Origin of the sequence: Ensifer sp. ENS07 (assembly GCF_014852185.1) — a bacterium.
GTDB lineage: Bacteria > Pseudomonadota > Alphaproteobacteria > Rhizobiales > Rhizobiaceae > Ensifer > Ensifer adhaerens.
Genome location: NZ_JACVBE010000012.1, coordinates 178907 through 205277, shown reverse-complemented (window position 1 = coordinate 205277; position 26371 = coordinate 178907). Strand labels below are relative to the sequence as shown.

The following is a 26371-nucleotide window of genomic DNA, read 5'->3' as shown; positions in this document are numbered from 1 at the left end:
ATCATCAGGCAGTCGACCTCGGCCGAGCGGGATGCGCCATGAACGACCAACAGCTACGCGATATCGTGCTCTGGCTTTCAGAACAGGGCCTGAAGGGACTGGACGAGCCGGAGCTGTTTGCCGGCTTCTGCGAGCAATGTCGGGCAGCCGGTCTCGACCTTGCCCGCGCGCTCGGATTGATCGACACGTTGCATCCCGAATTCGAGGGGCGCGCGTTCCAGTGGAACGACGAAAGCGAGATCACGCCGGAGGTCATCCAATACGGCTCGACGACCACGGGCGAGGCGCTGCTGAACTGGCAGAATTCGATCTTCTACCACATGCTTTGCGACCGAACCGCGGAGCGCCGCATCCGGCTTTCCTCCGACGAGGGCACCACCTACAACATATTGGACAAGCTGAAAGCCGAAGGCCACACCGACTGCGTCAGCATGATCCACCACTTCACCGACCAGGGCCGCGTCGGCGAGATGGACTGTTTCTATTCCTATTGGACGACGCGGAACGACGGTGGCTTCAGCGAGGATGACATCGCAGCACTCCGTATCCTGCTGCCAACGCTTGCGCTAGCGGTGAAGGCAGGCTCATGCGTGCGGATCATCAGCACGCTTGCGGACGTCTATCTCGGCGCCGATGCCGGCCAGCGCGTCGTCAAGGGCAGCATTGCCCGCGGTTCGGCCGAACGCATCGAAACGGTCATGTGGTTTTCCGACCTGCGCGGCTATACGCGCATCTCCGACACCGCAGCACCCGACGAGATCATCCCGCTTCTCAACGATTATTCAGGAACCGTGATCACCGCCATTCACGACCATGGCGGCAGCGTGCTGAAGCTGATCGGCGACGGTGTTCTGGCGATCTTCAATGCCGACGATCCGGGGACCGCCTGCGCCAATGCAATCGGCGCCGAACGGCAGCTGCGCCGCATGCTTGCGGAACTCGACACCCGCCGGCAGGCCGAAGGCAAGCCGACCACCGAGGTCTATCTCGGGCTCCATATCGGCGAAGTTTTCTATGGCAATATCGGCAGCCAGACCCGCCTCGATTTCACCGTGGTCGGCCCGGCGGTCAATGAGGTGAGCCGCATTTCCTCGATGTGCCGTTCCGTCGAGAGGCACATGATCATGTCGTCTGATTTCGTCGAAGCCTGCCCGCCGGATGAACGGGTCCACGCAGTCTCGCTCGGCCGCTTTGCGCTGCGCGGCATCGCGAGGGCCAAGGAGCTGTTTACCTGGGATCCGGAATTGCCGATGGCCTGAGACGCAGCGGCTACTGGCTCATCGCGCCTGCAGAAAGACGCGAGAGGTGGCGATGCTGCAGCTCGATCTGCACCTCGTCCTGAAAAACCAGAACCTGATGGCGCACTTCGTCTTCCGAACATCCGCAGGCAAAGAGCTCATCCGCTAGAGCGCGGCAGCGGCGGCGCCAGAATTGCAGCGCTTCGGCACCGTGCAGATCTTCAAGCTCGGCGGCAGCACTGCGAATGGCATGCAATCTCCTGACCACCGGAAACGGAACAATGGTGTTGGTTTCCGTGGCTTCCACTGATTGATTGCTTGCCATCGTCTCGTTTGCCCCCTGGACTTCGTGCGTTGACGCGAACGCACAAAGACGCCCTACGCGTAGTGATATCGAGCAATGGCTCCGCTTCCGGTGTCCCCAACCGAAGGCGATTTGCTCTGCTGATTCCATTTCTACGAAGCCTATGGTTAACGTTTCCTTCCCACCGGTGCCGAAGTGAACCGATTGCGTCTCGCAGGTGCACGAGACATCGGTCGCGTCACGTGGCCGACACGCTTTCACGCTTTTCTGGGTTGGTTTCGATCCAAAAACATGACATTAAAAATCATCTTTCTATCAGCGCCCATGGCGCCCCCGCCCCCAGTGAGTGCACGTGCATGCTGAAGCGTTTCTTCGCGTTCTACCGCCCCTATCGCGGCCTGTTCATTCTCGACTTTTCCTGCGCCGTACTATCAGGCCTGCTTGAACTCGGCTTCCCGATTGCGGTGAAGCTGTTCGTCGACCAGCTCTTGCCGAGCCAGGAATGGACACTGATCCTGCTGTCCTCCGTGGGGCTGCTGATCGTCTACCTGCTCAACACCGGCCTGATGGCAACCGTCACCTATTGGGGCCACATGCTCGGCATCAATATCGAGACGGACATGCGGCGCATGGCCTTCGATCATCTGCAGAAGCTCTCTTTCTCGTTCTTCGACAACCAGAAGACCGGCCATCTCGTCGGCCGCCTCACCAAGGATCTGGAAGAAATCGGCGAGGTCGCGCATCACGGTCCGGAGGATCTGTTCATTGCCGTCATGACCTTCATCGGTGCGCTGATCCTGATGCTGATGGTGCATTGGCAGCTGGCGCTGATTACCGCCGCCGTCGTGCCACTGACCGCCTGGGTAACCAGCCGCTACGGCGGGCGCATGACCCGGAATTTTCGCAATCTCTACGGCCGGATCGGAGACTTCAACGCCCGTATCGAGGAGAATGTCGGTGGCATGCGCGTGGTCCAGGCCTTCGCCAACGAGGCCCATGAGCGCAGCCTGTTCGAGACCGACAACCAGAACTATCGCCGCACCAAGCTTGAGGCCTACCGTATCATGGCGGCCAGCACGTCGCTGAGCTACATGAGCATGCGGCTGACGCAGCTGATCGTGATGATTACCGGCTGCTACTTCGTGTTGACGGGCGAGCTGACCAATGGCGGCTTCGTCAGCTTCCTGCTTCTGGTCGGCGTCTTCTTCCGGCCGGTCGAGAAGATTAATTCGGTGATCGAGACCTATCCGAAGGGCATCGCCGGCTTCAAGCGCTTCCTCGAACTGATGGAGACCGAGCCCGATATCGAGGATCGTCCCGGTGCGACCGACGTCGCTGATCTCAAGGGCGACATCACCTACAGCAACGTCTCCTTCGGCTACAGCGCCGAAAAGCCGATCATCCAGAATATCGACCTCACGATCCGCGCCGGCGAGACGATCGCCTTCGTCGGCCCGTCGGGCGCCGGCAAGACGACGATCTGCTCGCTTCTGCCGCGCTTCTACGAAGTGATGGAAGGCGCAATCACTGTCGACGGCACAGATATCCGCGACATCACCTTGTCGTCGCTGCGCGGCCAGATCGGCATCGTGCAGCAGGATGTCTTCCTCTTTGCCGGCACCATTCGCGACAACATCGCCTATGGCCGGCTCGGAGCAAACGAAGCCGACATCCTGGAAGCGGCGCGGCGCGCCCGGCTCGACGGCATGATCGCGGCCCTGCCCGACGGCATGGACACGGTGATCGGCGAACGCGGCGTCAAGCTTTCCGGCGGACAGAAACAGCGACTGGCGATCGCCCGCATGTTCCTGAAAAACCCGGCGATCCTCATTCTCGACGAGGCCACCTCGGCGCTCGACACGGAAACCGAGAGAGCAATCCAGCAGTCTCTTACCGAGCTTTCCAAGGGGCGCACGACGCTGATCATCGCGCACCGGCTGGCAACGATCCGCGATGCCGACCGCATCGTCGTGGTCGACGGTAGCGGCATTCGCGAACAGGGACCGCATGCAACGCTGCTGGCCGCCAAGGGCGCCTACAGCCGCCTCTATCACGCCCAGGCAGGCGCCGGCTGAGGAGAGCTGTCGGCGCGGCATTGCAAGTGCCGGGAGGGGACGGTACGAACGAAGGCAGACACCGCCCTGCCCTTCGTCGGACCGATTCTTCAGCGCCATGACCACTTCCGAACTTTCCGCTCTCGAACGCGCCCTAAAAGCCCTGCCCCAACACTATCCCGGTCCCGGCGGCGTCGCCGGTGTGGTCCGGGATGGTCAGGTGATCCTCAGCCACCGCTGGGGCTACGCCGACCTGACCGCCCGCAGGCCGATGACGGCGACAACCCGCGTACCGATCTGCTCGATCACCAAGCAGATGACCTGCGCCGTGCTTCTGGACGCCGTCGGCGAACCGGCAAAGCTCGACCGCGCGCTCGACGCCTACCTGCCTCTGCTCGAAGGCAAGCGCCCGACCGTGGCCCATCTCTGTCACAACCAGTCGGGGCTGCGCGACTACTGGGCGCTGACCGTGCTGCAAGGCGCCAGGCACGACGGCGCCTTCCGCCGCGAGGACGCACGGCCCCTGCTCTCCTCCGCGCGGTCGACCCATTTCGAGCCGGGCACGCGCTACTCCTATTCGAACGGCAATTTCCGCATTCTCGCCGACCTCATCGAAGCGCATACCGGGCGCTCGATGGCCGAGCTCTATCAGCGTTCCGTGTTCGGCCCGGCCGACATGCAGACCGCTGCCCTCACCGCCGATACGAGCCTGCCCCCCGACGGTATCGTCGGCTACGAGGGCAATGAGACGGCTGGCTATTTCGAGGCGGCCAACAACATCTACTGGGCCGGCGATGCCGGTGTTTCCGCTTCGCTCGACGATATGCTCGCCTGGGAATGCTTCATCGACCGGACGCGGAATGACGAAAACAGTCTCTATCGCCGCCTGTCCGTACCGCAGACCTATGCCGATGGCCGCCCGGCCCATTATGGGTTCGGCCTTGCGCATGAAAAGATCGGCGACGTCGCCATCACCGGCCATGGCGGCGCGCTGCGCGGCTTCCGCAGCCGCAGGCTCTACGCGCCCGCTGAGCGCCTTTCGGTCGTGGTGATGTTCAACCATGAAGCCGACGCCCATGCGGCGGCGACCGCATTGATGAAGGTCGCCCTTGGCCACAGCGATGCCGAGCCCGCGACAGGCACCTGGGATGCCGACGGCACCGGCAGCTATCTGGATCCGGAAACGGGCCTCGCACTCGTTACCAGGCCCGCCGGCAAATCCCGCGTCGCGCTGAACTTCGCCACGGGTGCCGAAACGCTTGCGGTCGGTCCGGATGGCAGCGCGCAGTCAGCGGCCGTTACCCTTCGCGTGGAAGGCGCCTCGCTACACATGGAGCGCCCGCGTGAGAACCTGACGGTTCACGCCGCGCGCATCTCCGGCGCCGCAAAGCCTGATATCGCCGGCCGCTACCATGCGGCAGAACTCGATGCCGATCTCGACATCGTCTCCACCAACGGCGTCTTCTATGGTGGTTTCGACGGATCGCTTGGCAGAGGCGCCATGCACGCCCTGCGGCCGCTCGCCGAAGATGTCTGGCTGCTGCGCTGCAAACGCTCGATGGACGCGCCGGCACCGGGAGACTGGACCGTAGTCGTTTCGCGTGACGCAGAAGGCAAGGTGACGGGGCTGACGATCGGCTGCTGGCTCGCCCGGCGGATCGACTATAGCAAGATCGGCTGATGTCGAGATCGCGTCGCCGGCGATGCTCGCAGGCGGGACCATGCGGCACAAGATGACCATAACCGGAAGACCAGAACGTGAAACAGAAGCGACCGACAGCCGCCCGAGATACCGGCCGCCGCCCCGCGGCCGATACGGGAAAACGCGTGACGGTCGCCCGCGCCCTTTCCAAGCTTGGTTACTGCTCGCGCACGCAGGCCGAGAAACTGGTGCTTGAAGGCCGCGTCAGCATCAACGGGCGCAAGGCAACTGACCTCACCGCATGGGTCGATGTCGACAAGGACCGTCTCGCCGTCGACGGTAAGGCCGTGCTTGCCGAAAAGAAGGTCTACCTGATGCTGAACAAGCCGCGCGGGCTGGTGACGACCAGGCATGACCCGGAGGGCCGGCCGACGGTCTTCGACTGCCTGAAGAACATCGACTCCACCCATCTGTCGCCGGTCGGACGCCTCGACAAGGCGAGCGAGGGCCTTCTGCTGTTCACCAACGACACGGTGCTTGCGCAGCGGCTGCTCGATCCGGAAACCCATGTCGGCAAGGTCTATCACGTGCAACTGACCGGGCAGATCGACGACGCGCAGCTTGCGCAAATGGTCGCCGGCATCGACGAAGGCGGCGAGATGTTGCGGGCCGCCAGGGCCGAACGCCTAAGGGTGGGCGGCCGCAACATGTGGATCGAGGTGGAACTCGAAGAGGGTCGAAACCGCGAGATTCGCCGCATGCTCGATGCGCTCGGCTTCGAAGTGCTGCGGCTGCTGCGGGTTTCGATCGGGACGATCGCTCTCGGTGATTTGCCGAAGGGTGCTGCGCGTAACCTCACCGCCGACGAAATCGCCGATTTGAAGCGGCGCACCGGCCTCTAGGCCCTTCCCGCGGCGCGCAGCCAATCGCGCGATGGGTGGAAATCCACCCACGCGAGCACCGCCATGTTTCCGAATCCACCCAAAGCCGATCCAGGCTCCTGACAAATGCGTCGGATCGTGCGGACAGCCCGTTGTCTGTGCTAAGATTGCGTCCGCAAATGGGGGCATCCAGCACCGGCGTGGGAGGAAACCTTGCCGGCTGGCCATATTTCATCCGGGAGGAAGAAGATGAAAACCCTCAAAGCATTGCTCGGCGCCGTTGCCGCCCTTTCCATTTTTGCCGTTTCCGCCAACGCACAGACCTACCCCGAACGTTCGATCACCATGGTCGTGCCCTTCTCCGCCGGTGGCCCGACGGACACGGTTGCGCGCCTGGTTGCTGAATCCATGTCGAAGGACCTCGGCCAGCAGATCATCGTCGAGAACGTCGGCGGCGCCGGCGGTACGCTTGGCGCTGGTCGCGTCGCCCAGGCCGATCCGGACGGCTACACCGTGCTGCTCCATCACATCGGCATGGCAACCAGCGCGACGCTCTACCGCAAACTCGCCTATGACACGCTGAACGCCTTCGAATATGTCGGCCTCGTCACCGAAGTGCCGATGACCATCGTCGCGCGCAAGGACCTCGAACCGACCGACCTCAAGGGTCTCGTCGAATATGTGAAGGCGAACAAGGACACGGTCACCGTCGCCAACGCCGGCATCGGCGCCGCCTCGCACCTCTGCGGCATGATGTTCATGAGCGCCATCGAAACGCCGCTGACCACCGTTCCCTACAAGGGCACCGGTCCGGCGATGACCGATCTCCTCGGCGGTCAGGTCGACATCATGTGCGACCAGACGACCAACACCACCAAGCAGATTCAGGGCGGCACGATCAAGGCTTACGCCGTCACCTCGCCCGAACGCCTGAAGGTCTTCCCGGACTTGCCGACGACCACCGAAGGCGGTCTGCCGAACCTGCAGGTTGGCATCTGGCACGGCGTCTACGCGCCGAAGGGTACGCCGGCTGAAGTGACCGAACGCCTGTCGAAGTCGCTGCAGGTGGCGCTCAAGGATCCGAACGTGGTTGCCCGCTTCGGCGAACTCGGCACCGAGCCGTCTTCGGACGCCGACGCCACCCCGGCCGCGCTGAAGACCAAGCTCGAAGGCGAGATCGCCCGCTGGAAGCCGGTGATCGAAGCGGCCGGCCAGTACGCCGACTAATCCACCGCTCATCGCGCCGCGCTCTCGAGCCATCTCGGGGCGCGGCGGTTCTGACATGGGCATGTTCCCGACGGTGTCCGGACAGGCGCCGTCAACAGCGGTTGACAGCTGTCAACGCGACGTTGCCCAATGTGCGAACCCGGCGCGAGCCGGCAATGCCAATGCGGGGGGCCGTCGACGCCTCGGCCCGGCTACCCCGCGAAAACAAATGGGGACACGATGAAATCACTCTCCTTCGATAGCACCAATGCGCTCTGCGGCGGGATCCTGACCGCGGTCGGCCTGTTCTTCGCCTGGCAGGCCTTCAACCTCGAGCTCGGCACAGCCTTCCGCATGGGGCCCGGCTATTTCCCCCTCGTGCTCGCGATCATCCTGACGCTCCTCGGCATCGTGATCCTCGTACAGTCCACCCGCGTCCAGGGGGAGCCGATCGGCGCGATTGCGCTGCGTGGCATGCTCTTCATTTTGCCGGCGCCGGTTTTCTTCGGCCTCACGGTCCGCGGTCTCGGCTTCGTCCCGGCACTGTTTTTCACGGCACTCATCGCCTGCTTTGCCTCCGGCCGCATGACGCCGCTTATGGCTTTGGCGCTCTCCGCAGCGCTGACGGCCTTCTCCGTCGCCGTGTTCAGCTATGGTCTCGGCCTGCCCTTCCAGCGCTTCGGCCCCTGGGTCCAATTCTAGGAGACGCGCAATGGAACTTTTCAACAATCTCGCGCTCGGCTTTGTAACCGCCGGTTCCCCCGCCAACCTGCTCTTCTGCCTCATCGGCGTGCTTCTCGGCACCCTGATCGGGGTCCTTCCGGGCATCGGCGCAACGGCGACCATCGCCATGCTCCTGCCGATCACCTTCCAACTTGAGCCGGTCTCCTCGCTGATCATGCTCGCCGGCATCTATTACGGCGCGCAGTATGGCGGCTCGACCACGGCGATCCTGATCAACATGCCGGGCGAATCGTCGTCAGCCGTCACCGCGATCGACGGATACCAGATGGCCCGTAAAGGTCGGGCCGGCGCCGCCCTGGCAATCGCTGCCCTCGGCTCATTCTTTGCCGGCACCGTCTCGACCTTCCTCGTCGCGGTCTTCGCGCCGCCCCTGACCGAAATCGCCCTGAAGTTCGGCGCTGCCGAGTACTTCTCGTTGATGATCGTCGGCCTCGTCTCCTCGATCGCACTCGCGCACGGGTCGATCGTCAAGGCGCTGGCCATGGTCGCCCTCGGCCTCCTGCTCGGCCTCGTCGGCACCGATATCTATTCCGGAACACCGCGCTTTACCCTCGGCATCCGGGAATATGCCGACGGCCTGAACTTCGTAGCGCTCGCCGTCGGTGTCTTCGGCATCGCCGAGATCCTGCGCAACCTTGAAAACGAACGCACCCGCGAGGTGCTGATGGCCAAAGTCACCGACCTGATGCCGACCAGGGACGACTTCAAGCGCATGTTCGCGCCGGTCGTGCGCGGCACCATCATCGGTTCGGCGCTCGGCATTCTGCCCGGTGGCGGCGCAATCCTTGCGGCCTTCGCTTCCTACACCGTGGAGAAGCGCGTCTCGGACCACCCCGAAGAGTTCGGCCACGGTGCGATTGCCGGCGTCGCCGGTCCGGAAAGCGCCAACAATGCGGGCGCGCAGACCTCGTTCATTCCGCTGCTCACCCTCGGCATTCCCGCCAATCCGGTGATGGCGCTGATGATCGGCGCGATGATCATCCAGGGCATCGTGCCCGGTCCGAACGTCGCAAGCGAACAGCCCGCCCTCTTCTGGGGCATCATCGCCTCGATGTGGATCGGCAATCTGATGCTCGTGGTCCTGAATCTGCCGTTGATCGGGCTCTGGGTGAAGCTGCTGAAGATCCCCTATTACGTGCTCTTCCCGATCATCATGGCGTTCTGCTCGATCGGGGTCTACAGCGTCAACTCCAATGTCTACGACCTCTATGCCGTCGCCTTCTTCGGCCTCGTCGGCTACCTGCTGTTGAAGCTGCGCTGCGAACCCGCTCCGCTGCTGCTCGGCTTCGTGCTCGGACCGCTGCTCGAAGAAAACCTCCGCCGCGCCATGATCCTGTCGCGCGGAGACCCGACGACATTCGTCACTCGACCGATCAGCGCCATCCTGCTTCTGATCGCAGCCCTGGTGCTCGTCGTCGTGTTCCTGCCGAGTGTGAAGGCCAAGCGCCACGAGGTTTTTGTCGAGGAGGATTGATCCCTGCCCGCCGATTTCGCAACAATAACAATATAATTCAATAGGTTAATCGCCGCGCCCCAATCGGAGGCGCGGCGTTCTTCTGGCTGCGGCATTCTGCCCCTGCGCGGTTTGCCACATTGAGCTTTATCAAGCCGGTCGCCAATCTCTGCCCCATCGAAACAGGAACGAGCCGGGGCGATGACACGTCGCGAGAAGATCAGATGGAACAATGCCGTGCGCATGCTTTGCGCCGCGGCGCTGTTCCTGCTTGGTTTTGCCCATCTCGGCCCTGCCCTGGCCACTCGCCTGCCGGCGGCCGAACTGGCGCTCTATGCCCTGCCCGACGGGTCCCTGCCCGATTTTTGCCAGACCGGTTTGGGTGAAGACGGCAAAGACCAGCCCGGCCATAAACATGTTTGCAGCGCCTGTCGGTTCTTCTGGGCGCTGCTGACGCCGCCGGACGGTTCTCTCAGCGAGCGCCTGGAGACAAACCGCACACCTGCGATCCGGGTTGCGGCAGTTCGACCGGTGCCACAAGTTCACGCACCCAATGCCCGTCCGCGAGGCCCGCCACAGGTCGTCATCCGGCTTTGACCTCCGTTGACAGCTGTCAACATCCTCCTTCGACGCCCGTCGGCATCGGGGCATCACGCCTCCTTGCGTCGGTCATGCGGACGTTTTTCATGCCAGAAACCCTGATCACCACTGCCGCGCCAGCGGCTCCCCCTCGCGCGTCCTCGATAAGGCCGCCTCGCCCGGCCTCGCGTAGTCGTGTCGTCGGCGAAAACCTGACCCTGCTCTATGAGGGCGGACGCAACCGCGCGCTCTACCGTGTCGTTGACGGCTGCGTCGTGCTTTCGCAACTTCTCAACGACGGTCGCCGCCAGATCACCGACGTGCTCGGACCGGGCCGGCTCTTCGGCTTCACTATCGACGGCCGCAACATCGCCACCGCCGAAACGCTGAGTATCGCGCGCATCGAGCCTCTGGGTGACGCGGATCTCAACGCCACCAATCCGGCCGTCGCCAGCGAGTTGAAGACGACGCTTCACCGCATGCAGATCCATGCCACGCTGCTTGGTCGCAAGACCGCCAGCGAGAAAGTCGCCAGTGCGCTGGTGGAACTATCGCGCCTGTTCAATCGGACCGGCCGTAACGGCGCCCCTGCCCGGTTGAGCTTTCATCTCCATCTCACCCGCGCCGACCTTGCGGATTGGCTTGGCCTTACCGTCGAAACGGTCAGCCGCTGTCTCAACCGTTTCAAGCGCGAGGGCCTGATCGACTTCAGCCACCCGAAGACAATGCGTGTCCTCGATCCCGAACGCCTCGAAGCGACCGCCGGCTTCACCCGACAACAGACCGGCGAGACGACACGCCCTTGAATAAAACCCGCGCCGCCTGTCCCCCCAATGCGGCCACCCACGCAAAGGAAAAACCATGATTGCGAGACTTGTCTACCACGTGCCGGTGTTCGGCTGGATGCTCAAGGAGGCCGTGCAAGGTTCACAGACGGCCAAGGTGCTGTTTCTGATCAACTGCGCGCTGCTCTGGCTGCTCGCCATCGTCGCCTTCGGCTACCCGGCGATCATCATTCCGGCATTGACGCTGGTGCCGGTGATCTTCGTTCTGTTGATCGTGATCACGATGGGCTGACGCCTATACGGTCCGGCGGCAAGCTTTCCGCGCTGCCGCCGGTTCAAAGCACGCCCCAGCCGCGGTAACGCCCGCGGCCGGTCATCTCGCGGATGCCAAGCTCTCGAACGAGGTTCAGCGCGCCGCGCGGCGTCACCCCGACATGCTTGGCGACCAAAGCCGCCGATACGATCGGCCGCGACAGAACCAGGTCGATCAAGGCCGGCAGACTGCTGTTGGAACGACGATCGCGAATGCGCATGTCCATCTGGGTCTTCGCAAGCGACAGACGGTCGAGTTCCTTGAGACCGAGATCCGCCGTCACCGTCATCGCCTCCAGAAAGGCGCTCCAACGGGTCAGTGCGTCCTGGGACCTCCGTCGCTCATAGCGGATGGTCTTTAGCCCGGTGTTGAACGACAGCAGGTGCGAGGTGACCTTGCCTCTGGAGCGCAGGTAAGCGCCGACCAACAATGACCCCAGCCAATGCTGACGGCGCAGAGGCTCCCTCCGCTCCCAGGCATCGAAGAGCAAGGCGGCTCCAAGACAGGGCGGCAGCTGATCAGCCGCTGCCACCATCTGGCGCCATTCGTCAAGACGCACTTCCTCATCCCACTCTTCGTCGAAGAGCAGGCCGAGCTGTCCCATCGGCTCGCGGGCTGTCGCTAACGCCGTCCGTTCCGCGACTTCCAGCGTGTCCTGGTCATGCGCATCGAGCAGGCGCTGCGAGCGAGCGATGGCGGCGTCGATGGCCGCGAATTCGGCCGCCATCGGATTGCTGTCGCCGTCGTCCTCCGGCTCGCCCCGCTCCGGCTCACGATCGACACCCGCCGCCTGACGTGTTTCGGCCGGCGCAAGTGAAGGGATATCGAGCTCCGGGACCGGGCTCTGTTCGCCGCTGAGTGCTGCAAGCCCCTGGGCAGAAAGGGCCCAACCAGGCTCGCCGAGCCAGATGCGGCGGCGGACTTTCAGGACCGAATGGGCGATGGTCAACTCGTGGGTCGGCGCTCGCGCGTCCATGTGTGCATCGTGCAGCACGAGATCCTCGACATGAACGAGTTCGCCGGCCACCCAAAGTGCTGCAGTCGCATCGAAGAAATGCCCGCGCTCGCGGTACCCGTCTTCGACGACATGACGGTTCGTGCGCTCATCGAGCCGCGCCAAGGCGTCTTCCGCCGAAATCATCAGCGGGATCAGCGTTGGATTGTAGGGATCGGGAGACTGGTATCGCATTTTGAAAATAAACGGTTCCTGCGGATGTGGAACGTAACATGAGAATCACTTCCCCCACAGGCAGGAGACGCTTTCTCCACCGCTTGAAGACCAGCAAGCTGCGCCGCCTGATTTCGCAAACGACGACGGGGCGAATATTTCTATTCAAACAGGACTTGCATGTGTCTCGGCGCACGCCAATGTGTTGACAGCTGTCAACCGTGTTGATGTCTCGTCTATCAACGCCAAACCCGGTCAGTGAGTTGAGTACCATACTCGCTGTTTCCCCCAGCCATACCGTGTTCGCAATCACGCGGCAGTGAGATCCAACTATGCTTGGTGCTTTGTCGCTTTAGTTTACCCTTTCGCGACCCAGCTTTTTGGGGGAGGGCGCTCGGCTTTAAACCAGCAACCTGTTGACAGCTGGCAACAGCCCGCGAGTTCGCCACCTGAACGGATTCAGCCGCTAGAACGGGCTCTAACAAGGGAGGACGCTCAATCATTCGGCTCGAGATCGAGAAATTCGAAGTCTTGTACGCTGAGTCCACGCAACGGAACTGAACCGCCCCTTCCTTTCCAAAAGAAGGAGAAACAGCAATGTTTTCTGATGGGTGGCCAGAGTCTGAAAACAATCTCAGACTTAAGAATAACGTAGAGATGTCAACGAATCCCTGCACTTACAGTGTCCCGCATTTCAACGTCACAGACAAGCCAAAGCGTTTCCGCGAGAGGCGACGCTCATGCCCCCTGTCGCTGTTCATCCGCTCACGGCGACCACTCCAGCCTGGGCTCGCAAGCGCGCCGACAGCATCGCCGACACGGTGAATGTCTGGTTTCTCGCGCGGCGCGTCAGGTCCCGCAGATAGCCCCCGGCCGAATGAATGTGCTCGGATCGTTCAAGAAGGCAGGCGAGTACCGTTGCCGTCGTTTCGGGACCAAGCACCGTGCACGCCTCGTCGTAGGCCTCCGGGCTGACGCCGAGCATCGTCCTGACAACGGTTGCGGCTAGGAACATGTCCCGCCAGTTGCCAATTCGCCCCGCCGGTCCATAGTCACGGATCTGCGGGCAGGCTTTCAGCACCACCGGCAGCGCGCCGATATGATCGTGAAGGCGAGAAAGGCCGGGCGATTTTGCACTGCCTGCAACGGTATCATCATCCGCGGTGCATGACGTCTTGGTGCCAGCCAGATCCGAAAATGCCGCTTCAGGTCTTTCACAAGCGTTTTCAGATTCAGATTGATAATCGGATTCTGAACTCTGTATGTGCCGCTCATACTGGCGTTCATTGGCAGCCGTATTCTGCGTTTTCAGCAAGTTTTCCAGGTAATTAGTCAGATTGTCGCGGAGCGCCGACAAAACGGCGAGGGCGCGCTCCACTTCGGTGATCAGCGGCTTGCGCGACAGTGCCGTGTAGACCGCCTGGCACTGCGTTTCCGCTTCTTCCGCTTGGAGGACATCGGACTGGCGCAGGAGCTCGACGAGCTTGACGACGTCGCGCCGGCAAAGGCTCAGACGTTCGCGCATCACCTGCAGGTAGCGACGATCCGCTTCCAGCCGTGCCGCTTCCGCTGCGAACTCGGACGCCCGTGCAAGCATCGGTGCGAGATCGAAGCCAAAGGCCTGGCCGATCGCGCCCTTGCGGTCACGCCGGGCGTAACGCTTGCCGTTGGGACTGTCGCGCCTGACGATGAGCCCAGCCTCGACAAGCGCCGTCAGATGCCGCCTCAGCGTCGTCTCGGCCATGCCGTGCGTACGGAGCGAAAGCTGCGCATTCGACGGAAACACGACGAGGCCGGCGGCCGGGTCGAGTTCGCTCTTTGGGTAAAAGGACAGCAGTGCGTTCAGCACCGCAAGCGAACGGTCGGAAACCCCAAGGCTTGTCTTGGCGGCACATACCGTTCGAAACAATTTCCACTTGTCGACGCTCCCGTCGTCGACGGGCGACGCGCTGGAAAGTTGGTGTGCCAACATCCCAAGCGTCATCGACCGCCGCCCGAAGGGCGTCGTGACAATCCCACGATCCATTCTTCTTCACCTTTTCCAAGGCAAAAGAAATCCGTTCGCCGAAACGACGTTGAAAACTCTTGACACCGATTCGCGGAAATGGGATTCTCTAGTTGCTACACGAGAGAAGGGTTTCCGCAGCGCTAGTCGTTCGGAAGCCTTTTTCTTTTGCTCAGTTAGTCTCCTGTTTCCTCTTGATATTCGAGGTACAGAGATTTGAGCCTCTGCCTCACGAAATCTGCAAAGCCTGGTGCCGTCTTGCTGTTGAAGGCAAGCGTCGTCTCGACGTCCGTTTCACGGATACGCACCGGGATTGTGTTGTCTGGCGCCAGCCATGGGATAGGCCGGGCACGCGCCCTAGAGGCGCTTAAGAAGGTGCACAAGGCGTCGAAACGCTGATCGCTGCCGGCCTTCTGGAATTCTCGGCCTTGCGTGAAGGCGGCTGCGGCCTCCGGCTTGCCATCTTGTGCGAGAAGCTCAGCGAGTTCAAACCAACGGCGCCGTCCGATCGATGGTGCCGGTCCGATGGCCTCGATCAGCGCAATCGGTAGCCGGCGAACAACAGAAATCATCTTCGACAGGGCGGCTTTGTCGACACCCAGCGCCGACATGATGATCTCACGCGAAAACCCGCGATCCTCAAGGCGGCCGCCAAAGAGCGAGCGCTCGATGAAGGAGAGGTCGGAACGGGTGTTGTTTTCCTGTCCCTGCGAGACGACCAATTGCTCGTCATTGAGATTGCGAACGACCGCACGAACACTGCTACCGATGTCGCGGGCAGCAGCCAGGCGGCGATGGCCGTAGGCGACCTGGTATCGCCCCTCGATGGTTGGATGCGGCCGGACCAGGATGGGCACCTGTTGTCCGTGCTCTCGCATCTGTTCAGCGAGGCTCAGTTGCGCGTCGGCCGCAATCCCGAGGCGATCGACGATGAAGGATGCGTCGATGAGCGCCGGATCGAGTTCGACGACCGCTTGCCCTTCGGCAAGTTGCCGCTCGAGCTCCTGGGCGCGTTCGACCTTCTGCGTGATGTTCGACAGCGACCGGGTGATGCCACCGACAGCAGTCGGGGGGCGGGCACCGGCCATCAGCCCGGCGATCGGGCGGTCGTTGCCCGGTGCGCCGTTGGCATCGTCGACGCGTTCCTCCGATATCCCGATCAGGTTCTTACGGGCCATGGATTACTTCCTCCCCCAGACCTTGCGGACCAGGTCCTCGATCTCGCCATTGACGAGGTTGAGAGAGTCCATTGCGCGGTCGTAGGTGCCGCGGACAAACTGCGAGCGCTCGACTTCATAAAGCGTTTGCTTCGTTACGCCGGCGTCGGAGATAGCTGTCGACTTCACCATGGCGTTCTGCAGCATGCGATTGCCGAAAATGGCGCGCATGAAACCGGTCATCTGGCTTTGAGGGCCGTCGTTCGGCTCAAACCGTGTTCCGAGATAGCGCATCCAGTCATAGCTGGTGCGGCCACCGGCTTTTTCGACGACGCTCATCAACTCACTCGTCATCGACAGGAACTGCGACATCGACATGACGTCGAGCATCTGCGGATGCACGGTGATCAGGACGGACGTTGCGGCACAGAGCGCCGACATGGTGAGGAAGCCGAGCTGCGGGGGGCAATCGATGACGACGATGTCGTAGAAGCTCTCGATATCGGCGAGCACATCGCCGATGCGGGCGAAGAAAAGGGTTTCTGCAGCCCCGCCCGTCATCATCGCCTTCGGCGTTTCGTGCTCGAATTCCATGAGTTCGAGATTGCCGGGAATGAGATGCAGATTGGCGGTGTAGGTCGACCGCACGATATCGGCGATCGACCGCGGGGCGTCATAGCGGATCGCGCCGTAAAGCGTCTCGCCTTCTCCGACATCCAACTCCGGTTGATGGCCGAAGAGGGCGGAAAGCGAAGCCTGCGGATCGAGATCGATCGCGAGCGTGCGGTAGCCGCGAAGTGCCAGATATTGGGCGAGGTGGGCTGAGGTCGTCGTCTTAGCCGACCCGCCCTTGAAGTTCATCACAGACAGGACCTGCAGCTTTTCATCGCCGCGCCGGTGCGGGACATATTTGCCCGACTTGCCGCCATCGTCGAGAACGCGGCGAATGCGTTCGATGTCGGAAACGGCATACATGCGCCGACCGTTTGACAAGGGCGCTGGGCCGTGGCCCTCTGAGGCCACCTGCCTCAGATAGCCTTCGCCGATTCCGATGAAGGCTGCCGCTTCGGCAGGGCTGAAGAGACGCATCTGCTTTTGCGCTTGCGGGGGAAAGATTTTCTTTTGGTGCTGCTGCAGCTGATGGGCAAGTTCCAAAGCGTCGGCAGCCAGAAGCGTCGGCAGATGCTCCTGTGCGTCCTGGCTTTGAATTTTTTGCTGCAACATTGATATCCCCGAAAACTGCGCAAAAATCGTCATATCCGGACAATATGCGCAGATGCACTATGCTCCGATTCGGCGCGGTTTTACAAATGCATAGCGTTTTGGCGGAGGTGCTGCCCTTGCGGTGGAAAGCGAGCTTGTGAAGCGGTCGAGTTGTCCGCGGACAACTTCCCTTCGGGCACGTTCGCGCATCTCCAATTAGAGCATAGATTTAATAGACTATTGACAGCAGGTCTGATTGTGTCAGGATTGTGTTAAGTTGGCGATTGGATGCATGGAGCTTCCTGATGTTCTATCTCGGTGGAATGACCCTTGGCTATCTTGAGCCGCCCCCGCCTTTGCCGAAGGCGATGAAGGCAAAGCGGCAGGCGGAAGTGGATGTCGCCTCGACGACGCTCGACAAGGCGGCGTGCGAAGAGTCCGATCGTAATCAGGAATGGGCGCGCTCGTTCCTGACGCCGTGGCACCTCCTTTACTGAGGAGTGAGGCGTGGCGCCGAACTGCGCCGCCCAAGCGTTGACAGCTGTCAACGGCGAGAGCCGTTTCAGCCGCCGTGGAAAAGCGCAAATCGGCGAGGGAAGGGCTGTTTCGCGGCGGCGAATTGATTAAGTTCGCTGTCATGGACACCAAGCAAGATCGATCCGTTTCAAGTGACCCGCCTGGCGATGCGGCCGACAATCAGGGGCAGGTGCTATCGCTGCACCAGCGCATCCTCGGTGACGTCGAAGGGCGCATTCTTTCCGGGGAGTGGCCACCCGGACACCGCATCCCGTTCGAGCACGAACTGACCGAGCAATACGACTGCTCGCGCATGACGGTGAACAAGGCCCTGACCGAACTCGTCAAACGCGGGCTGATCGAGCGGCGGCGCAAGTCGGGAAGCTACGTTACCTTTCCGCAGGTCCAGTCCGCCGTCATGGAGATCCACGACGTTAAACTCGAAGTCCAGTCGCTGGGGCTCGATTACAGCTTCCGCGTGGATGAGCGAAAAGTGCGCAAGGTCGAAGGCCGGGATCGTGAACGCCTGGATCTCCCGAGCTCGGGCAAGCTGCTGGATGTAACGTGCCGGCATTTTGCCGGCTCGCGTCCCTTTTGCTTCGAGGAGCGGTTGATCAGCCTTTCTGCGGTTCCGGAGGCCGAAGAGGAAACATTCGAGACCGCGGCGCCCGGTTCGTGGCTGCTCGGCAAGGTACCGTGGAGCACGGCCGAACACCGCATTCGCGCCGTTGCGGCCAGCAAATCGGCAGCGCAGGCGCTCGATATCGCCACCGGCACAGCCTGCCTCGTCATCGAGCGGCGGACCTGGAGCGGACGGGCGCCGGTCACGCATGTGCGGCTCACCTATCCCGGCGACCGCCACGAACTCGTTGCGCAGTTCGCGCCCAGCCCCATCGGCTAGTCGAAGGATCGGTTGTCCGCGGACAACCGATGAAGCAGGCCCTCGATCGGCGGTTCCGCGCCGATTATCCTGCGGCGAGGCGCAGCTTCGGTGCCGGTTCGTTGCCGGAAAAAGCGAAGACCTCGATGGGTTCACCGATGCCCCTGACCGGGTAGGCGCCGAGATGCTCCATGCTCGAGGCGCAGCCGGCCAGCTCGACGAAGGCGCGCGACAACAGCACCGGGCGTTTGGTTTCCTTGGTCAGGCTCTCAAGCCTTGAGGCGATGTTGACGGCGGGGCCGATTACGGTGAAGTCGAGCCGGCGGCGCGAGCCGATATTGCCATACATCACGTCGCCGACATGCACGCCGATGCCGTAGCCGAGCGGCTCGCGACCTTTCGAGAGGTTGTCCTGGTTCAGGACGGCGATGGCTGCCTCCGCCTCCCGGATCGCCTGGAGCAGATTCTCCGCGGCGTCGGGGTTGCTTAGCGGAAAGATCGCCAGCAGCCCGTCACCCATGAATTTGAGGATCTCGCCTCCATGGCGCTCGATCGGTTCCGACATGGCGTCGAAATAGGCGTTCAGCAGTTCGATCACGTCGTCGCGCGGCCAGAGATCGGAAAGCTTTGTGAAATTGCGCAGGTCGCAGATCAGGATGGCGGCACCGACGGTGACGCCGCTGCCCCGTGTGGTGGCGCCGGCAAGGATCTGTTCGCTCGCGTGCGGGCCGACATAGGTTTCGAGCAGCGTTCGGACGAAACGGTTCTTCAGCCTGATTTCACTAACCAGCGCCAGCGCCGGCACGATCTTCGCGAGAAAGGCCAGATGTTCGTCTTCGAAGCCGCCCTTCCGGTCGCTGGCAAAGGTGACGATGTGGCGTTTGCCGAGCGTGTGCTCAAGCGGCCAGGCGATGTATTCGGTCAGGCCCTCGGCCCTGAGGTCAACATAGAGCGAGCTCTGTTCCTGCTCTTCCGTCAAGTCCTCGAGGTTGGTTCGAACCTCGGTGCCACCGTTATTGATCACGTAGAGCGGGCTGTTGAGGTAGAGAGCGGTGTTCTGGGTGCCATAGTCGTAGAGATCGATTTCGCCCTCGGCCAGCCCCTTGCGCCACAGGATGCGAGCGCCGAGCCATTGCGGATGGTTGATGCGGAAGTGCAACGTGGCGCGCGCAACCGGAATACCGGCGGCCTGCAGCCGTTCGCCCAACTCGACAAGGATATTGTCGATGAAGCGCTCGTTGCGCGTTTCGATGATCAGCCAGTCGAGCACGCCTTGGCGTCGAGCCGGAAAGCTGCCATCCTCGGGTGAAGGCGAGGGGGCCTCAGATGGGGTCTGCATTGCTGTTCTCCATGGCGCTCAAGCGGGTGAAGCCGCGTAAGCCGAACGATGTATCGCAGCAAATGTGGAGCATCGGCACCGCCTTGATAAGGGGCAACCTGAAAAGCTTTTGAGAAATCTGGGGCGGCATGCCGCCGCTTCTGTCAGACGATCGGGCGTGCCGGCGCGGCCGCAGGCCGGCTTCCGTCGATCAGCGGCAAGTGCAGGCGCACCCGCGTGCCACGCCATGGACCGGTGAGAATGCCGATACGGCCGCCGTGGAGCCGGGCGATCTCGCGCGCGAGATTGAGCCCCAGCCCGGCGCCGGTGGAGCGCGGACGCAAGCGATAGAAAGGTTCGAAGACGCGATCGCGCTCCTCTACCGGAATGCCGGGGCCTTCGTCGTGGATTTCGAGCCCGCCGGCGGCATCGACCAGAACGGTGATCGTGCCGGCACCGCCGCCATGTTCGATGGCGTTGCGCAGAAGGTTGGCGACAGCCTGCTCGATCTGCCGCGGCCGCGCGCTGACCAGGGCGCCCAGCGCTTCGGCTTCGAAGGCCAGCTCGTAGCCGCCTTCGAACGCAAGCGGTGCGAAGTCCGCTGCCATGACCCTCCCGAGAGCAACGAGGTCGACCACCTCGAGCGGGCCGCCGGCATGTTCGAGGACTTGCCGGTCGAGAAGCTGCTGGGCGAGATGCGACAGGCGCTCGATATCGAGCCTCAGGCGGGTGGTTTCGGGGTCTTCCTGCAGAAGCTCGGCGCGGGTCCGCAGGATCGCGATCGGGGTGCGCAATTCATGGGCCGCATCGGTCAGGAAGCGGTTGCGCTGGTCGTATCCCTCTCCCAGTCGCGCCAGGGCCCGGTTGAAGGCCCGCACCAAAGGGGCGATTTCGGTCGGCACTTCCTCGGTTTCGAGCTGCACGGCGCGGTTGTCGATGTCGATGCGCCCCGCCTGGTCGGCGGTCGAGACGAGGCTCGCGAGCGAACGGCGCACGACGGCCGGCGTCGTCAGCAGAGTGGAGACGCCCATGACCAAGACGATCGGCAAAAGGAAGCAAAGGACAACAAGCACGAGCGTCGGCATGACCTCCATCCACGCCGTCCTGCCGTCGAGGTCGCGCGCCATATCGACATTGATGCTGATCTGCACGTCCAACGGCTCATTGTCGCGGCGGGAGGAAAGGGTCGCCGCGAGGATCTGGACCCGGCCGGCTTCGGTCTCGACATTGTGGAGGACAGCGTCCGGAAGCGTGCCGCCTTCTTCGAAAAGCAGTTTCGCCCCCTCCACCCGTTGCAGCAGGTCGCCACCGGCTTCTTCATAGGGGGCAGGGACGTTTCCGTAGCGCACGACCTGGCCGGCGGCGTCGCGGACGATGTACCAGAGATTGGGATAGGACTGGCGAAGCTCGCGCAGGTCCTCGGTCTCGTGCACGGCCAGCACGCCGTTCGCGTCGCGACCGACGGCGCGGTCGAGCACATCCAAGGCGGCTTCGTTGTCGACGAGCAACCGTGGCTGGGCGATGAACACGCCCAGGAAAAGCAGGCCGATGAAGACGAACAACGTGGCCGCCTGCAGGAGGATCAGCCGACGGACGAGGACCCATTGCAGCGAGCGCGGACGAACCTTGATCATGTCGTCGCGCGCAGGAGATAGCCGAGATTGCGGATCGCCCGGATTTCGACGCCGGCGCCGACGTCGTCGAGCTTGCGGCGCAGGCGCGAAAGATGGGAGTCGAGCGCGTTGGATTCGATCTCATCTTCCATGGCGTAGACCGATTCTTCCAGCGTCGCCCTGAGCACGGTTCGGCCGGGCCGCCGCATCAGCGCTTCGAGCGCAAGCCGTTCTCGGCGCAGGAGGTCGAGAGGCTTGTCGTCGACGGCGGCCTCCCGGTGGCGGAAGTCGTAGATGAGCCGCCCGACCTTGGTCTGCTCCGATTTGAGCGTGACCGGACGGCGGGCAAGCGCGCGCAGCCGCGCCATCAGTTCCTCGACGGCAAAAGGCTTGGAAAGATAATCGTCGGCACCGGCATCGAGCCCGCTGACCCGGTCGTTGATCGATCCCAATGCCGTCAGCATCAGGATCGGCGCCTCGACGCCAAGGCTTCTGAGCTTCGGGATAAGATCCAGCCCCTCGCCATCCGGCACCCGGCGGTCAAGCACGACCACGTCATAGGGCCAGAGTTCGGCAACGGCCTCGGCGTCGGCGAGCGTCGAGACATGATCGACGATCACCTGGCGCCGCGCCAGGGCAGCCTTGAGGGCCGAGGCCATCTCCGGCTCGTCTTCCAGCAGCAAGATGCGCATGCCACTTTCCCTTCTGTGCCCGCATCTATGCGGGTCGCTGATCCGTCACGTCGACTGCCCGAGGCGTCACTCGCATTCCAGCTTCGGCTGGCGGAAGTTGGTGATGTACCAGCGGCCGTGCTGCATCCGGGCGTAGAAGCTATAGAAGCACTCCTGTTCCTCGACATAGCCCGGCGTCGAATACTCCTCGTAGCGCATTCCGCGCCGGGTGTCCCTGATTTCGCCGCTGGATGTGCCGGAGACGACATTCGTTGAGATCTTGCGCCATTGATAGGCGCGCTCGTTCCAGCCGAGATCGAGAACATTGGTGGGCGGACCATAGTCGATGATGACGGATTCGACCGGCTGGCCGATATAGGTCTTCATCGTATCGGATGCACAGCCGGCCAGCAGGGCGGCGGTGGCGGCGAAGCAGGCGAGGGTGCAAAACCCCTTAATGGAGAGCATGACGGATCCCGGTTTTCCTGCAGCGCCATTCGTCCACGGGACGCGCGAAGCCAGCAGTTGTCGTTGACGTGCCGCCCGTCCGGAACGACTGCGATCCGGAGCGATGCGACGGCTGACCGGGAGCTAAAGGGCCAAGATTACAGGGGCATTGCAGGGCCGGCGCAAAGCTGGCGAAAGCTGCGCCGACGAAGCCGGTGGCGGGGGCAACGGATGTCGTTACTGCCGAAGAAGCGCTGCATACTTCCTAGGCAGCGCGGTCTGTGTCACGTGTTTGCGCTACCTTGGGATCAGCCGCGTAAACCAGGCCCGGCTTGACGATCCACTCGCCCGTGCGAAGTGCCAGTACATCAAAGCCGCCGCTCACCAGGCGCGGTGCCACGCCGACGAAACGATAGACAAGGCCCTCTCCGTCGCGCACGGATTCCCGTATCGGACAACTGCCCAGAGAGCCGATAACGTCGCCCTCGAACGCGACATCCACCAGCATGAAATATTCCGTCGGCAGACGGCGGCTGGCTCTGGAGGAGAGTTTGAACCCGTTTGTGAATTTCATAGTCTTGCTCGTCTGTGACGCCTTCGGAACCGGACATGCCGGTACTGGCAAGCGTCTGCGCTGTTCTGTTGCTTTCGCGTCCGAAGCCGGGTGGGTTGCCGCCAACGCAAATCCGGCCGATCACAGGAAAGGTGAATGCTGCGGCACCGGGTGTTGCGGCGCGGCACGTCTCAAGCCATTCAAAAGCGGCACCAGCATGGCAGCATGCCTGAGGCAAAACGACCTACAGGCACATTGCCGCCCGCTCCTTCTATCGCGCAGATCGGCATAGGATTTCGCCTGGGAAGATGGGATGGAAAGATCAGGAAAGCATAAGGGGAGGGAGTGCAGTGCGCTTGAATGATTGCGCGCGACGCTAGCAGAGCATCGCGGTTTGAGCTGGACGCAACTCGCCGCCAAATAGTGGGCTGAGGGTCGGTTCGGAGAGCAGGAACCCTTGCACGTGCGTTGCGCCGGCGCCTTGCGCGACCTCAAATTGTGCATAAGTTTCAACACCTTCGACCACAACGACGGGAGCGACGCAGGACGCCAGACCCACCATGTGCAGAAGGAACCGCTCCGCGTCGGGACGTCCGAGCCGCAGGAAGAAGCCGTCGATCTTCACGATGTCGACGGGCAGGGACAAAAGTGCCTCCGGCGTCGAAAATCCCGTTCCGAAGTCATCGACGGCGACCCGATATCCAAGCTCGCGTACGCTTCGAACGAAACACCCGGCCGTCGGGAGCGCTGAGATCGGCAGGCTTTCGGCGAGTTCGAGCACGAGGCGCGATGCCAGCCACCGATGGGTCGACAGCAGATCCAGGAGCAGCGTCCGGTTGCGCTCGTCGCAGATGCTCTCGACCGAGATGTTGCAGCCGAGGTCGCCGGTCGGATGATGCGCCAACCAGTCGAAGGCGAGCGTGAGCATGTGCCTGTCCAGCGCAGCAATGCGGCCGGCCGCCTCCAGATAGCGTATGAACTCGCTGGCGGTCATGACCTCGCCGTCGGGTCGGATGATCCTTCCCAGACACTCCGAATAGAGCACGGTGCCGACATCGGCGACGGCATTGACGTGTTGAAGTGAAAACCCGACGCGCCCTTCTTTTGCTGCGTGGTCGAAGATTTCCACAACACGGTCAAACATTTAAACTCCATTGGCTTGGACGCGGGTCCGGATGCAGCCACCGGCTCACCAAGTGAGCCGGTGGCCAGTTCCTCGTTATTGGGCGGTCTCCGGCTCCGGTTCGACAACAACCACCGTCTGCGGCGGCAGCGTGCCGCGGATTTCGTCGATCTTGCCAACGGCGGGGCCGACCCCGAGAATCCCCTTGGCTTCGTCGACCATGTCGTCGGTTACCACGCCATCCTTGGTGAAGCCCGCTAGCGCCTGGCGCAGCGCTTCGTCGCTCAGCGCAGGATCGGCTGGGATGGCGTCGACGCCATTTTCCGCCTCGAACTGCGCATAGGCGATTGCGTAAGCGGAAACGGCCGCCATCTTCGGATCGTTTGAATTGAGATAGGCGTGGTAGTTGCGGTTGAGCGAGTTGAACCCTCGCTTAGACCCGGGCGCCACAACGGGATCGACTACCGGATCGACCACCGGGTCCGATGCAACCACGACCGATTTGGCGGGTTTCTCGGCTTTTGCCGATTTGGCTGCCTTGGTCGCCTTGGTCTTGCTGCCGGAGGTCCCGGATTTGTGCTGCGATTTTCCACTGGACTTGCCAGTGCTCGTTTCCTTGCTTCCGCGGGAAGTGTCGGATTTGCTGTGGCCGGAACCGCCACCGTGGCTCCCGCCATTGCCACCACCGTTGCCCCCGCCGTTACCGCCGCCGCCACCATTGCCACCACCGCCGCCATTGCCGCCTTTGGCGTAGGCGGAATCGATCAGGCTCAGGGAACCGGCAGCCATTGGCGCGACTGCCAGCGTCAGCGCCATGATGCTCCGGGCGATCAGCTTCGTCACAGGCATAGATATCTCCTCATTTCCAACTGGTCGTTCTCATTTGCTTACGGATCGAGACACGACGTTCGATGTGAAGACGATATCTGCGCCTCCGAGACGGCGCCATCGGCCCCCGACCATTGCCTTTTCGCCTAGGACCTAGGTCCTATTCCGCAGCATCAAAGGTCCGAACAGTTCGGTCGCGATGGCTGCGCCATTGACCCTGTCATGAGAGTGGTTAGGTTGGCGCGGCCTTGCTACAATCGTCGCGCCGCACGAGCCGGCGGCCCGATCCGAGAGACCTGGTGCGCGTCCAACAGCTTATCACCCGCTGGAATTCTCAATCTCTAGCCACCCAGTTCCTGCTGATCGGAGGAGCGGTCGCCGCTTGTGCGATGGTTCTGGTCGGCGCCTTCGTATCGAACAGGATCGAAGACGCAGTCACCCGGAATTCCGCCGCAACGACGGCGCTTTACGTCGACAGCGTGATCGCGCCGTTGCTGCCCGATATGCAGACGAATGAAGTGCTCGATGAAACGGTTGCCCGTGCGCTGGACGAGACCCTTGGCCAGGGCGCGCTCGGCGAACGCCTCCTCTCGTTCCGCCTTTGGCGTGCGGATGGCACGCTTCTCTATTCGAGTGACCAGGCGGCCGTCGGCACCAAGGTGGAGCCAAGCGAGGAACTTCAGACGGCATTTTCAGGCAAAATGGTCGCCCGCTTCGACCAGGCCGGGGATGGGACGGCGGACAGGGCTACGGCCGAGCCGGCGCTTGCCATCTACAATCCGGTGCTCCAGCCCTGGTCCGGCCAGGTGGTGGCCGTGTCGGAATTTCATGAGGTGGCCAATGATTTCGAACAAAGCCTCAATCAGGCGCGCGCACACACCTGGTTGGCGGTCGCAGCCTTCACGCTTGCCTTCTTCGTCGTGCTGTCGGCGATCGTGCTTCGGGGCAGCAAGACGATCGAGAGCCAGCGGCATGCGCTCGCCCAGCGCGTCGACGAGCTTTCGGCATCGCTGGCGCAGAACGAAACGTTGCGCGGCCGGCTGCAGCGCGCATCGCAGCGCGCCACCGCGTTGAACGAAAGCTATCTGAGGCGCATCGGCGCGGACCTGCATGATGGCCCCGCCCAACTCGTCGCCTATGCTTCGCTAAGACTGGGCAGCGAGACCTTGAAGCGCGACGCGACGCCGGCGGCCACCCGTGCGCGCGAGATCGGCGCGATCAAGGCGAGCCTCGACGAGGCGATGCAGGAGATCCGCACAATCTGCGGCGGCCTGGTCCTGCCGCAGATCGAGACGGCCGGATTGGCAGAGATCCTGCAGCGTTGCGTGAAGGCCCATCAGCAGCGCACAGGGGCGGCGGTCGAGCTCGCCCTGGCCGATCCGCCGGACCGTCTGTCGCAGGCGGCAAAGATCTGCATCTACCGCTTCGTGCAGGAAACCCTCAACAACGGCTACCGGCATGCCGGCGGCGTGAGGCAGCAGGTATCGCAACGAACAGTCGGCGACCGTGTCACCATCGAGGTCGCCGATGGCGGACCCGGATTTGATCCGGACAAAGTTCCGCCCACAAGTCTTGGTCTTGCCGGCCTGCGCGAACGGATCGAAAGTCTCGGCGGAACGTTTGAGCTCATCATCGAGCCGACCGGCACCACCGTTCGCATGACGACCAGCGTCAAGGAGATCTGACAATC

At 62.6% G+C, this 26371-nt stretch carries 25 protein-coding genes; 13 read left to right on the top strand and 12 right to left on the bottom strand.

Going from position 1 to position 26371, the window contains the following annotated elements:
• Positions 1 to 38 precede the first annotated feature (38 nt).
• Positions 39 to 1259: an adenylate/guanylate cyclase domain-containing protein gene (locus IB277_RS28690; protein ID WP_112984996.1), complete on the top strand. Its 1221-nt coding sequence runs from the start codon at positions 39 to 41 to the stop codon at positions 1257 to 1259.
• A gap of 10 nt (positions 1260 to 1269) precedes the next feature.
• Here IB277_RS28690 and IB277_RS28685 read toward each other — a convergent pair whose 3' ends face one another.
• Positions 1270 to 1563, bottom strand: coding sequence for a DUF6074 family protein (locus IB277_RS28685; RefSeq protein WP_034787698.1), 294 nt, complete (start codon positions 1561 to 1563; stop codon positions 1270 to 1272).
• Between the two features lie 335 nt (positions 1564 to 1898).
• Here IB277_RS28685 and IB277_RS28680 point away from each other — a divergent pair, with 335 nt between their 5' ends.
• From IB277_RS28680 to IB277_RS28640, 9 genes are all read left to right on the top strand, one after another.
• The gene (locus IB277_RS28680; protein WP_060517758.1) at positions 1899 to 3617 is read left to right on the top strand and encodes an ABC transporter ATP-binding protein; all 1719 of its coding nucleotides are present in this window, start codon (positions 1899 to 1901) and stop codon (positions 3615 to 3617) included.
• A gap of 97 nt (positions 3618 to 3714) precedes the next feature.
• Complete coding sequence (locus IB277_RS28675; RefSeq protein ID WP_112984976.1) at positions 3715 to 5277, top strand: D-aminopeptidase; 1563 nt, start codon at positions 3715 to 3717, stop codon at positions 5275 to 5277.
• 77 nt (positions 5278 to 5354) lie between these two features.
• Positions 5355 to 6140 (top strand): pseudouridine synthase, encoded by a 786-nt coding sequence (locus IB277_RS28670; RefSeq protein WP_060604427.1) that lies wholly within the window; start codon positions 5355 to 5357, stop codon positions 6138 to 6140.
• A 228-nt stretch (positions 6141 to 6368) separates the two neighbouring features.
• Positions 6369 to 7346: a tripartite tricarboxylate transporter substrate-binding protein gene (locus IB277_RS28665; protein ID WP_112984977.1), complete on the top strand. Its 978-nt coding sequence runs from the start codon at positions 6369 to 6371 to the stop codon at positions 7344 to 7346.
• A gap of 219 nt (positions 7347 to 7565) precedes the next feature.
• Positions 7566 to 8027, top strand: a complete 462-nt coding sequence (locus IB277_RS28660) for a tripartite tricarboxylate transporter TctB family protein (RefSeq protein WP_034787711.1) — start codon at positions 7566 to 7568, stop codon at positions 8025 to 8027.
• A gap of 10 nt (positions 8028 to 8037) precedes the next feature.
• Positions 8038 to 9543: a tripartite tricarboxylate transporter permease gene (locus IB277_RS28655; RefSeq protein WP_089042940.1), complete on the top strand. Its 1506-nt coding sequence runs from the start codon at positions 8038 to 8040 to the stop codon at positions 9541 to 9543.
• A 180-nt stretch (positions 9544 to 9723) separates the two neighbouring features.
• Positions 9724 to 10119 carry a hypothetical protein gene (locus IB277_RS28650; RefSeq protein ID WP_112975274.1) on the top strand — a complete coding sequence of 132 codons (396 nt, stop codon included), beginning with the start codon at positions 9724 to 9726 and terminating at the stop codon, positions 10117 to 10119.
• Between the two features lie 89 nt (positions 10120 to 10208).
• A complete protein-coding gene (locus tag IB277_RS28645) occupies positions 10209 to 10907 on the top strand; it encodes a helix-turn-helix domain-containing protein (RefSeq protein ID WP_162727332.1) in 699 nt (232 codons plus the stop codon).
• Positions 10908 to 10962: 55 nt separating this feature from the next.
• Entirely contained in the window at positions 10963 to 11178 is a 216-nt protein-coding gene (locus tag IB277_RS28640) for a hypothetical protein (protein WP_034787730.1), read from the top strand.
• Positions 11179 to 11221: 43 nt separating this feature from the next.
• Here the strand turns inward: IB277_RS28640 and IB277_RS28635 are convergent, their stop codons facing one another.
• The 4 genes from IB277_RS28635 to repA all read right to left on the bottom strand — a co-directional run bounded on the left by IB277_RS28635 (position 11222) and on the right by repA (position 16750).
• The gene (locus IB277_RS28635; RefSeq protein WP_192372206.1) at positions 11222 to 12388 is read right to left on the bottom strand and encodes an RHE_PE00001 family protein; all 1167 of its coding nucleotides are present in this window, start codon (positions 12386 to 12388) and stop codon (positions 11222 to 11224) included.
• Between the two features lie 736 nt (positions 12389 to 13124).
• A complete protein-coding gene (gene repC, locus IB277_RS28630; protein WP_112984978.1) occupies positions 13125 to 14393 on the bottom strand; it encodes a plasmid replication protein RepC in 1269 nt (422 codons plus the stop codon).
• 155 nt (positions 14394 to 14548) lie between these two features.
• Entirely contained in the window at positions 14549 to 15550 is a 1002-nt protein-coding gene (repB, locus tag IB277_RS28625; RefSeq protein WP_060582302.1) for a plasmid partitioning protein RepB, read from the bottom strand.
• A gap of 3 nt (positions 15551 to 15553) precedes the next feature.
• On the bottom strand, positions 15554 to 16750 hold the full coding sequence (gene repA / locus IB277_RS28620; RefSeq protein ID WP_034787965.1) for a plasmid partitioning protein RepA: 1197 nt from the start codon (positions 16748 to 16750) through the stop codon (positions 15554 to 15556).
• 287 nt (positions 16751 to 17037) lie between these two features.
• On the opposite strand from repA, the gene IB277_RS28615 reads away from it, so the two are divergent.
• Positions 17038 to 17229 carry a hypothetical protein gene (locus tag IB277_RS28615; protein WP_192372204.1) on the top strand — a complete coding sequence of 64 codons (192 nt, stop codon included), beginning with the start codon at positions 17038 to 17040 and terminating at the stop codon, positions 17227 to 17229.
• Positions 17230 to 17369: 140 nt separating this feature from the next.
• Complete coding sequence (hutC, locus tag IB277_RS28610) at positions 17370 to 18149, top strand: histidine utilization repressor (RefSeq protein ID WP_089043037.1); 780 nt, start codon at positions 17370 to 17372, stop codon at positions 18147 to 18149.
• A 64-nt stretch (positions 18150 to 18213) separates the two neighbouring features.
• Here hutC and IB277_RS28605 read toward each other — a convergent pair whose 3' ends face one another.
• From IB277_RS28605 to IB277_RS28575, 7 genes are all read right to left on the bottom strand, one after another.
• The gene (locus tag IB277_RS28605) at positions 18214 to 19467 is read right to left on the bottom strand and encodes an adenylate/guanylate cyclase domain-containing protein (protein ID WP_034787751.1); all 1254 of its coding nucleotides are present in this window, start codon (positions 19465 to 19467) and stop codon (positions 18214 to 18216) included.
• Positions 19468 to 19610: 143 nt separating this feature from the next.
• Positions 19611 to 21080, bottom strand: a complete 1470-nt coding sequence (locus IB277_RS28600; RefSeq protein ID WP_192372203.1) for a HAMP domain-containing sensor histidine kinase — start codon at positions 21078 to 21080, stop codon at positions 19611 to 19613.
• A complete protein-coding gene (locus IB277_RS28595; RefSeq protein ID WP_034787757.1) occupies positions 21077 to 21751 on the bottom strand; it encodes a response regulator transcription factor in 675 nt (224 codons plus the stop codon). The genes IB277_RS28600 and IB277_RS28595 overlap by 4 nt, the downstream gene beginning before the upstream one ends.
• Positions 21752 to 21817: 66 nt before the next feature.
• Positions 21818 to 22198 (bottom strand): hypothetical protein, encoded by a 381-nt coding sequence (locus IB277_RS28590; RefSeq protein WP_060517777.1) that lies wholly within the window; start codon positions 22196 to 22198, stop codon positions 21818 to 21820.
• 244 nt (positions 22199 to 22442) lie between these two features.
• Positions 22443 to 22751 (bottom strand): hypothetical protein, encoded by a 309-nt coding sequence (locus IB277_RS28585; protein WP_051659110.1) that lies wholly within the window; start codon positions 22749 to 22751, stop codon positions 22443 to 22445.
• 355 nt (positions 22752 to 23106) lie between these two features.
• Positions 23107 to 23874: an EAL domain-containing protein gene (locus IB277_RS28580; RefSeq protein ID WP_192372201.1), complete on the bottom strand. Its 768-nt coding sequence runs from the start codon at positions 23872 to 23874 to the stop codon at positions 23107 to 23109.
• A 75-nt stretch (positions 23875 to 23949) separates the two neighbouring features.
• Positions 23950 to 24702 carry a hypothetical protein gene (locus IB277_RS28575; RefSeq protein ID WP_176960302.1) on the bottom strand — a complete coding sequence of 251 codons (753 nt, stop codon included), beginning with the start codon at positions 24700 to 24702 and terminating at the stop codon, positions 23950 to 23952.
• 278 nt (positions 24703 to 24980) lie between these two features.
• Between IB277_RS28575 and IB277_RS28570 the strand changes: the two genes are divergently transcribed.
• Positions 24981 to 26366: a sensor histidine kinase gene (locus IB277_RS28570; protein ID WP_034787765.1), complete on the top strand. Its 1386-nt coding sequence runs from the start codon at positions 24981 to 24983 to the stop codon at positions 26364 to 26366.
• The last annotated feature ends 5 nt before the right edge of the window (positions 26367 to 26371 follow it).

What these genes read in the sequence shown, in the direction of transcription:
- IB277_RS28645 (WP_162727332.1), top strand. Translation starts at nt 10,209, where the DNA reads ATGCCAGAAACCCTGATCACCACTGCCGCGCCAGCGGCTCCCCCTCGC.
- IB277_RS28590 (WP_060517777.1), bottom strand. Translation starts at nt 22,198, where the DNA reads ATGCTCTCCATTAAGGGGTTTTGCACCCTCGCCTGCTTCGCCGCCACC.
- hutC (WP_089043037.1), top strand. Translation starts at nt 17,370, where the DNA reads ATGGACACCAAGCAAGATCGATCCGTTTCAAGTGACCCGCCTGGCGAT.
- IB277_RS28675 (WP_112984976.1), top strand. Translation starts at nt 3,715, where the DNA reads ATGACCACTTCCGAACTTTCCGCTCTCGAACGCGCCCTAAAAGCCCTG.
- IB277_RS28605 (WP_034787751.1), bottom strand. Translation starts at nt 19,467, where the DNA reads ATGCAGACCCCATCTGAGGCCCCCTCGCCTTCACCCGAGGATGGCAGC.
- IB277_RS28635 (WP_192372206.1), bottom strand. Translation starts at nt 12,388, where the DNA reads ATGCGATACCAGTCTCCCGATCCCTACAATCCAACGCTGATCCCGCTG.
- IB277_RS28575 (WP_176960302.1), bottom strand. Translation starts at nt 24,702, where the DNA reads ATGCCTGTGACGAAGCTGATCGCCCGGAGCATCATGGCGCTGACGCTG.
- IB277_RS28655 (WP_089042940.1), top strand. Translation starts at nt 8,038, where the DNA reads ATGGAACTTTTCAACAATCTCGCGCTCGGCTTTGTAACCGCCGGTTCC.
- IB277_RS28615 (WP_192372204.1), top strand. Translation starts at nt 17,038, where the DNA reads ATGTTCTATCTCGGTGGAATGACCCTTGGCTATCTTGAGCCGCCCCCG.
- IB277_RS28600 (WP_192372203.1), bottom strand. Translation starts at nt 21,080, where the DNA reads ATGATCAAGGTTCGTCCGCGCTCGCTGCAATGGGTCCTCGTCCGTCGG.
- IB277_RS28595 (WP_034787757.1), bottom strand. Translation starts at nt 21,751, where the DNA reads ATGCGCATCTTGCTGCTGGAAGACGAGCCGGAGATGGCCTCGGCCCTC.
- IB277_RS28680 (WP_060517758.1), top strand. Translation starts at nt 1,899, where the DNA reads ATGCTGAAGCGTTTCTTCGCGTTCTACCGCCCCTATCGCGGCCTGTTC.
- IB277_RS28690 (WP_112984996.1), top strand. Translation starts at nt 39, where the DNA reads ATGAACGACCAACAGCTACGCGATATCGTGCTCTGGCTTTCAGAACAG.
- IB277_RS28585 (WP_051659110.1), bottom strand. Translation starts at nt 22,751, where the DNA reads ATGAAATTCACAAACGGGTTCAAACTCTCCTCCAGAGCCAGCCGCCGT.
- IB277_RS28660 (WP_034787711.1), top strand. Translation starts at nt 7,566, where the DNA reads ATGAAATCACTCTCCTTCGATAGCACCAATGCGCTCTGCGGCGGGATC.
- IB277_RS28580 (WP_192372201.1), bottom strand. Translation starts at nt 23,874, where the DNA reads ATGTTTGACCGTGTTGTGGAAATCTTCGACCACGCAGCAAAAGAAGGG.
- IB277_RS28640 (WP_034787730.1), top strand. Translation starts at nt 10,963, where the DNA reads ATGATTGCGAGACTTGTCTACCACGTGCCGGTGTTCGGCTGGATGCTC.
- repB (WP_060582302.1), bottom strand. Translation starts at nt 15,550, where the DNA reads ATGGCCCGTAAGAACCTGATCGGGATATCGGAGGAACGCGTCGACGAT.
- repC (WP_112984978.1), bottom strand. Translation starts at nt 14,393, where the DNA reads ATGGATCGTGGGATTGTCACGACGCCCTTCGGGCGGCGGTCGATGACG.
- IB277_RS28685 (WP_034787698.1), bottom strand. Translation starts at nt 1,563, where the DNA reads ATGGCAAGCAATCAATCAGTGGAAGCCACGGAAACCAACACCATTGTT.
- IB277_RS28650 (WP_112975274.1), top strand. Translation starts at nt 9,724, where the DNA reads ATGACACGTCGCGAGAAGATCAGATGGAACAATGCCGTGCGCATGCTT.
- IB277_RS28665 (WP_112984977.1), top strand. Translation starts at nt 6,369, where the DNA reads ATGAAAACCCTCAAAGCATTGCTCGGCGCCGTTGCCGCCCTTTCCATT.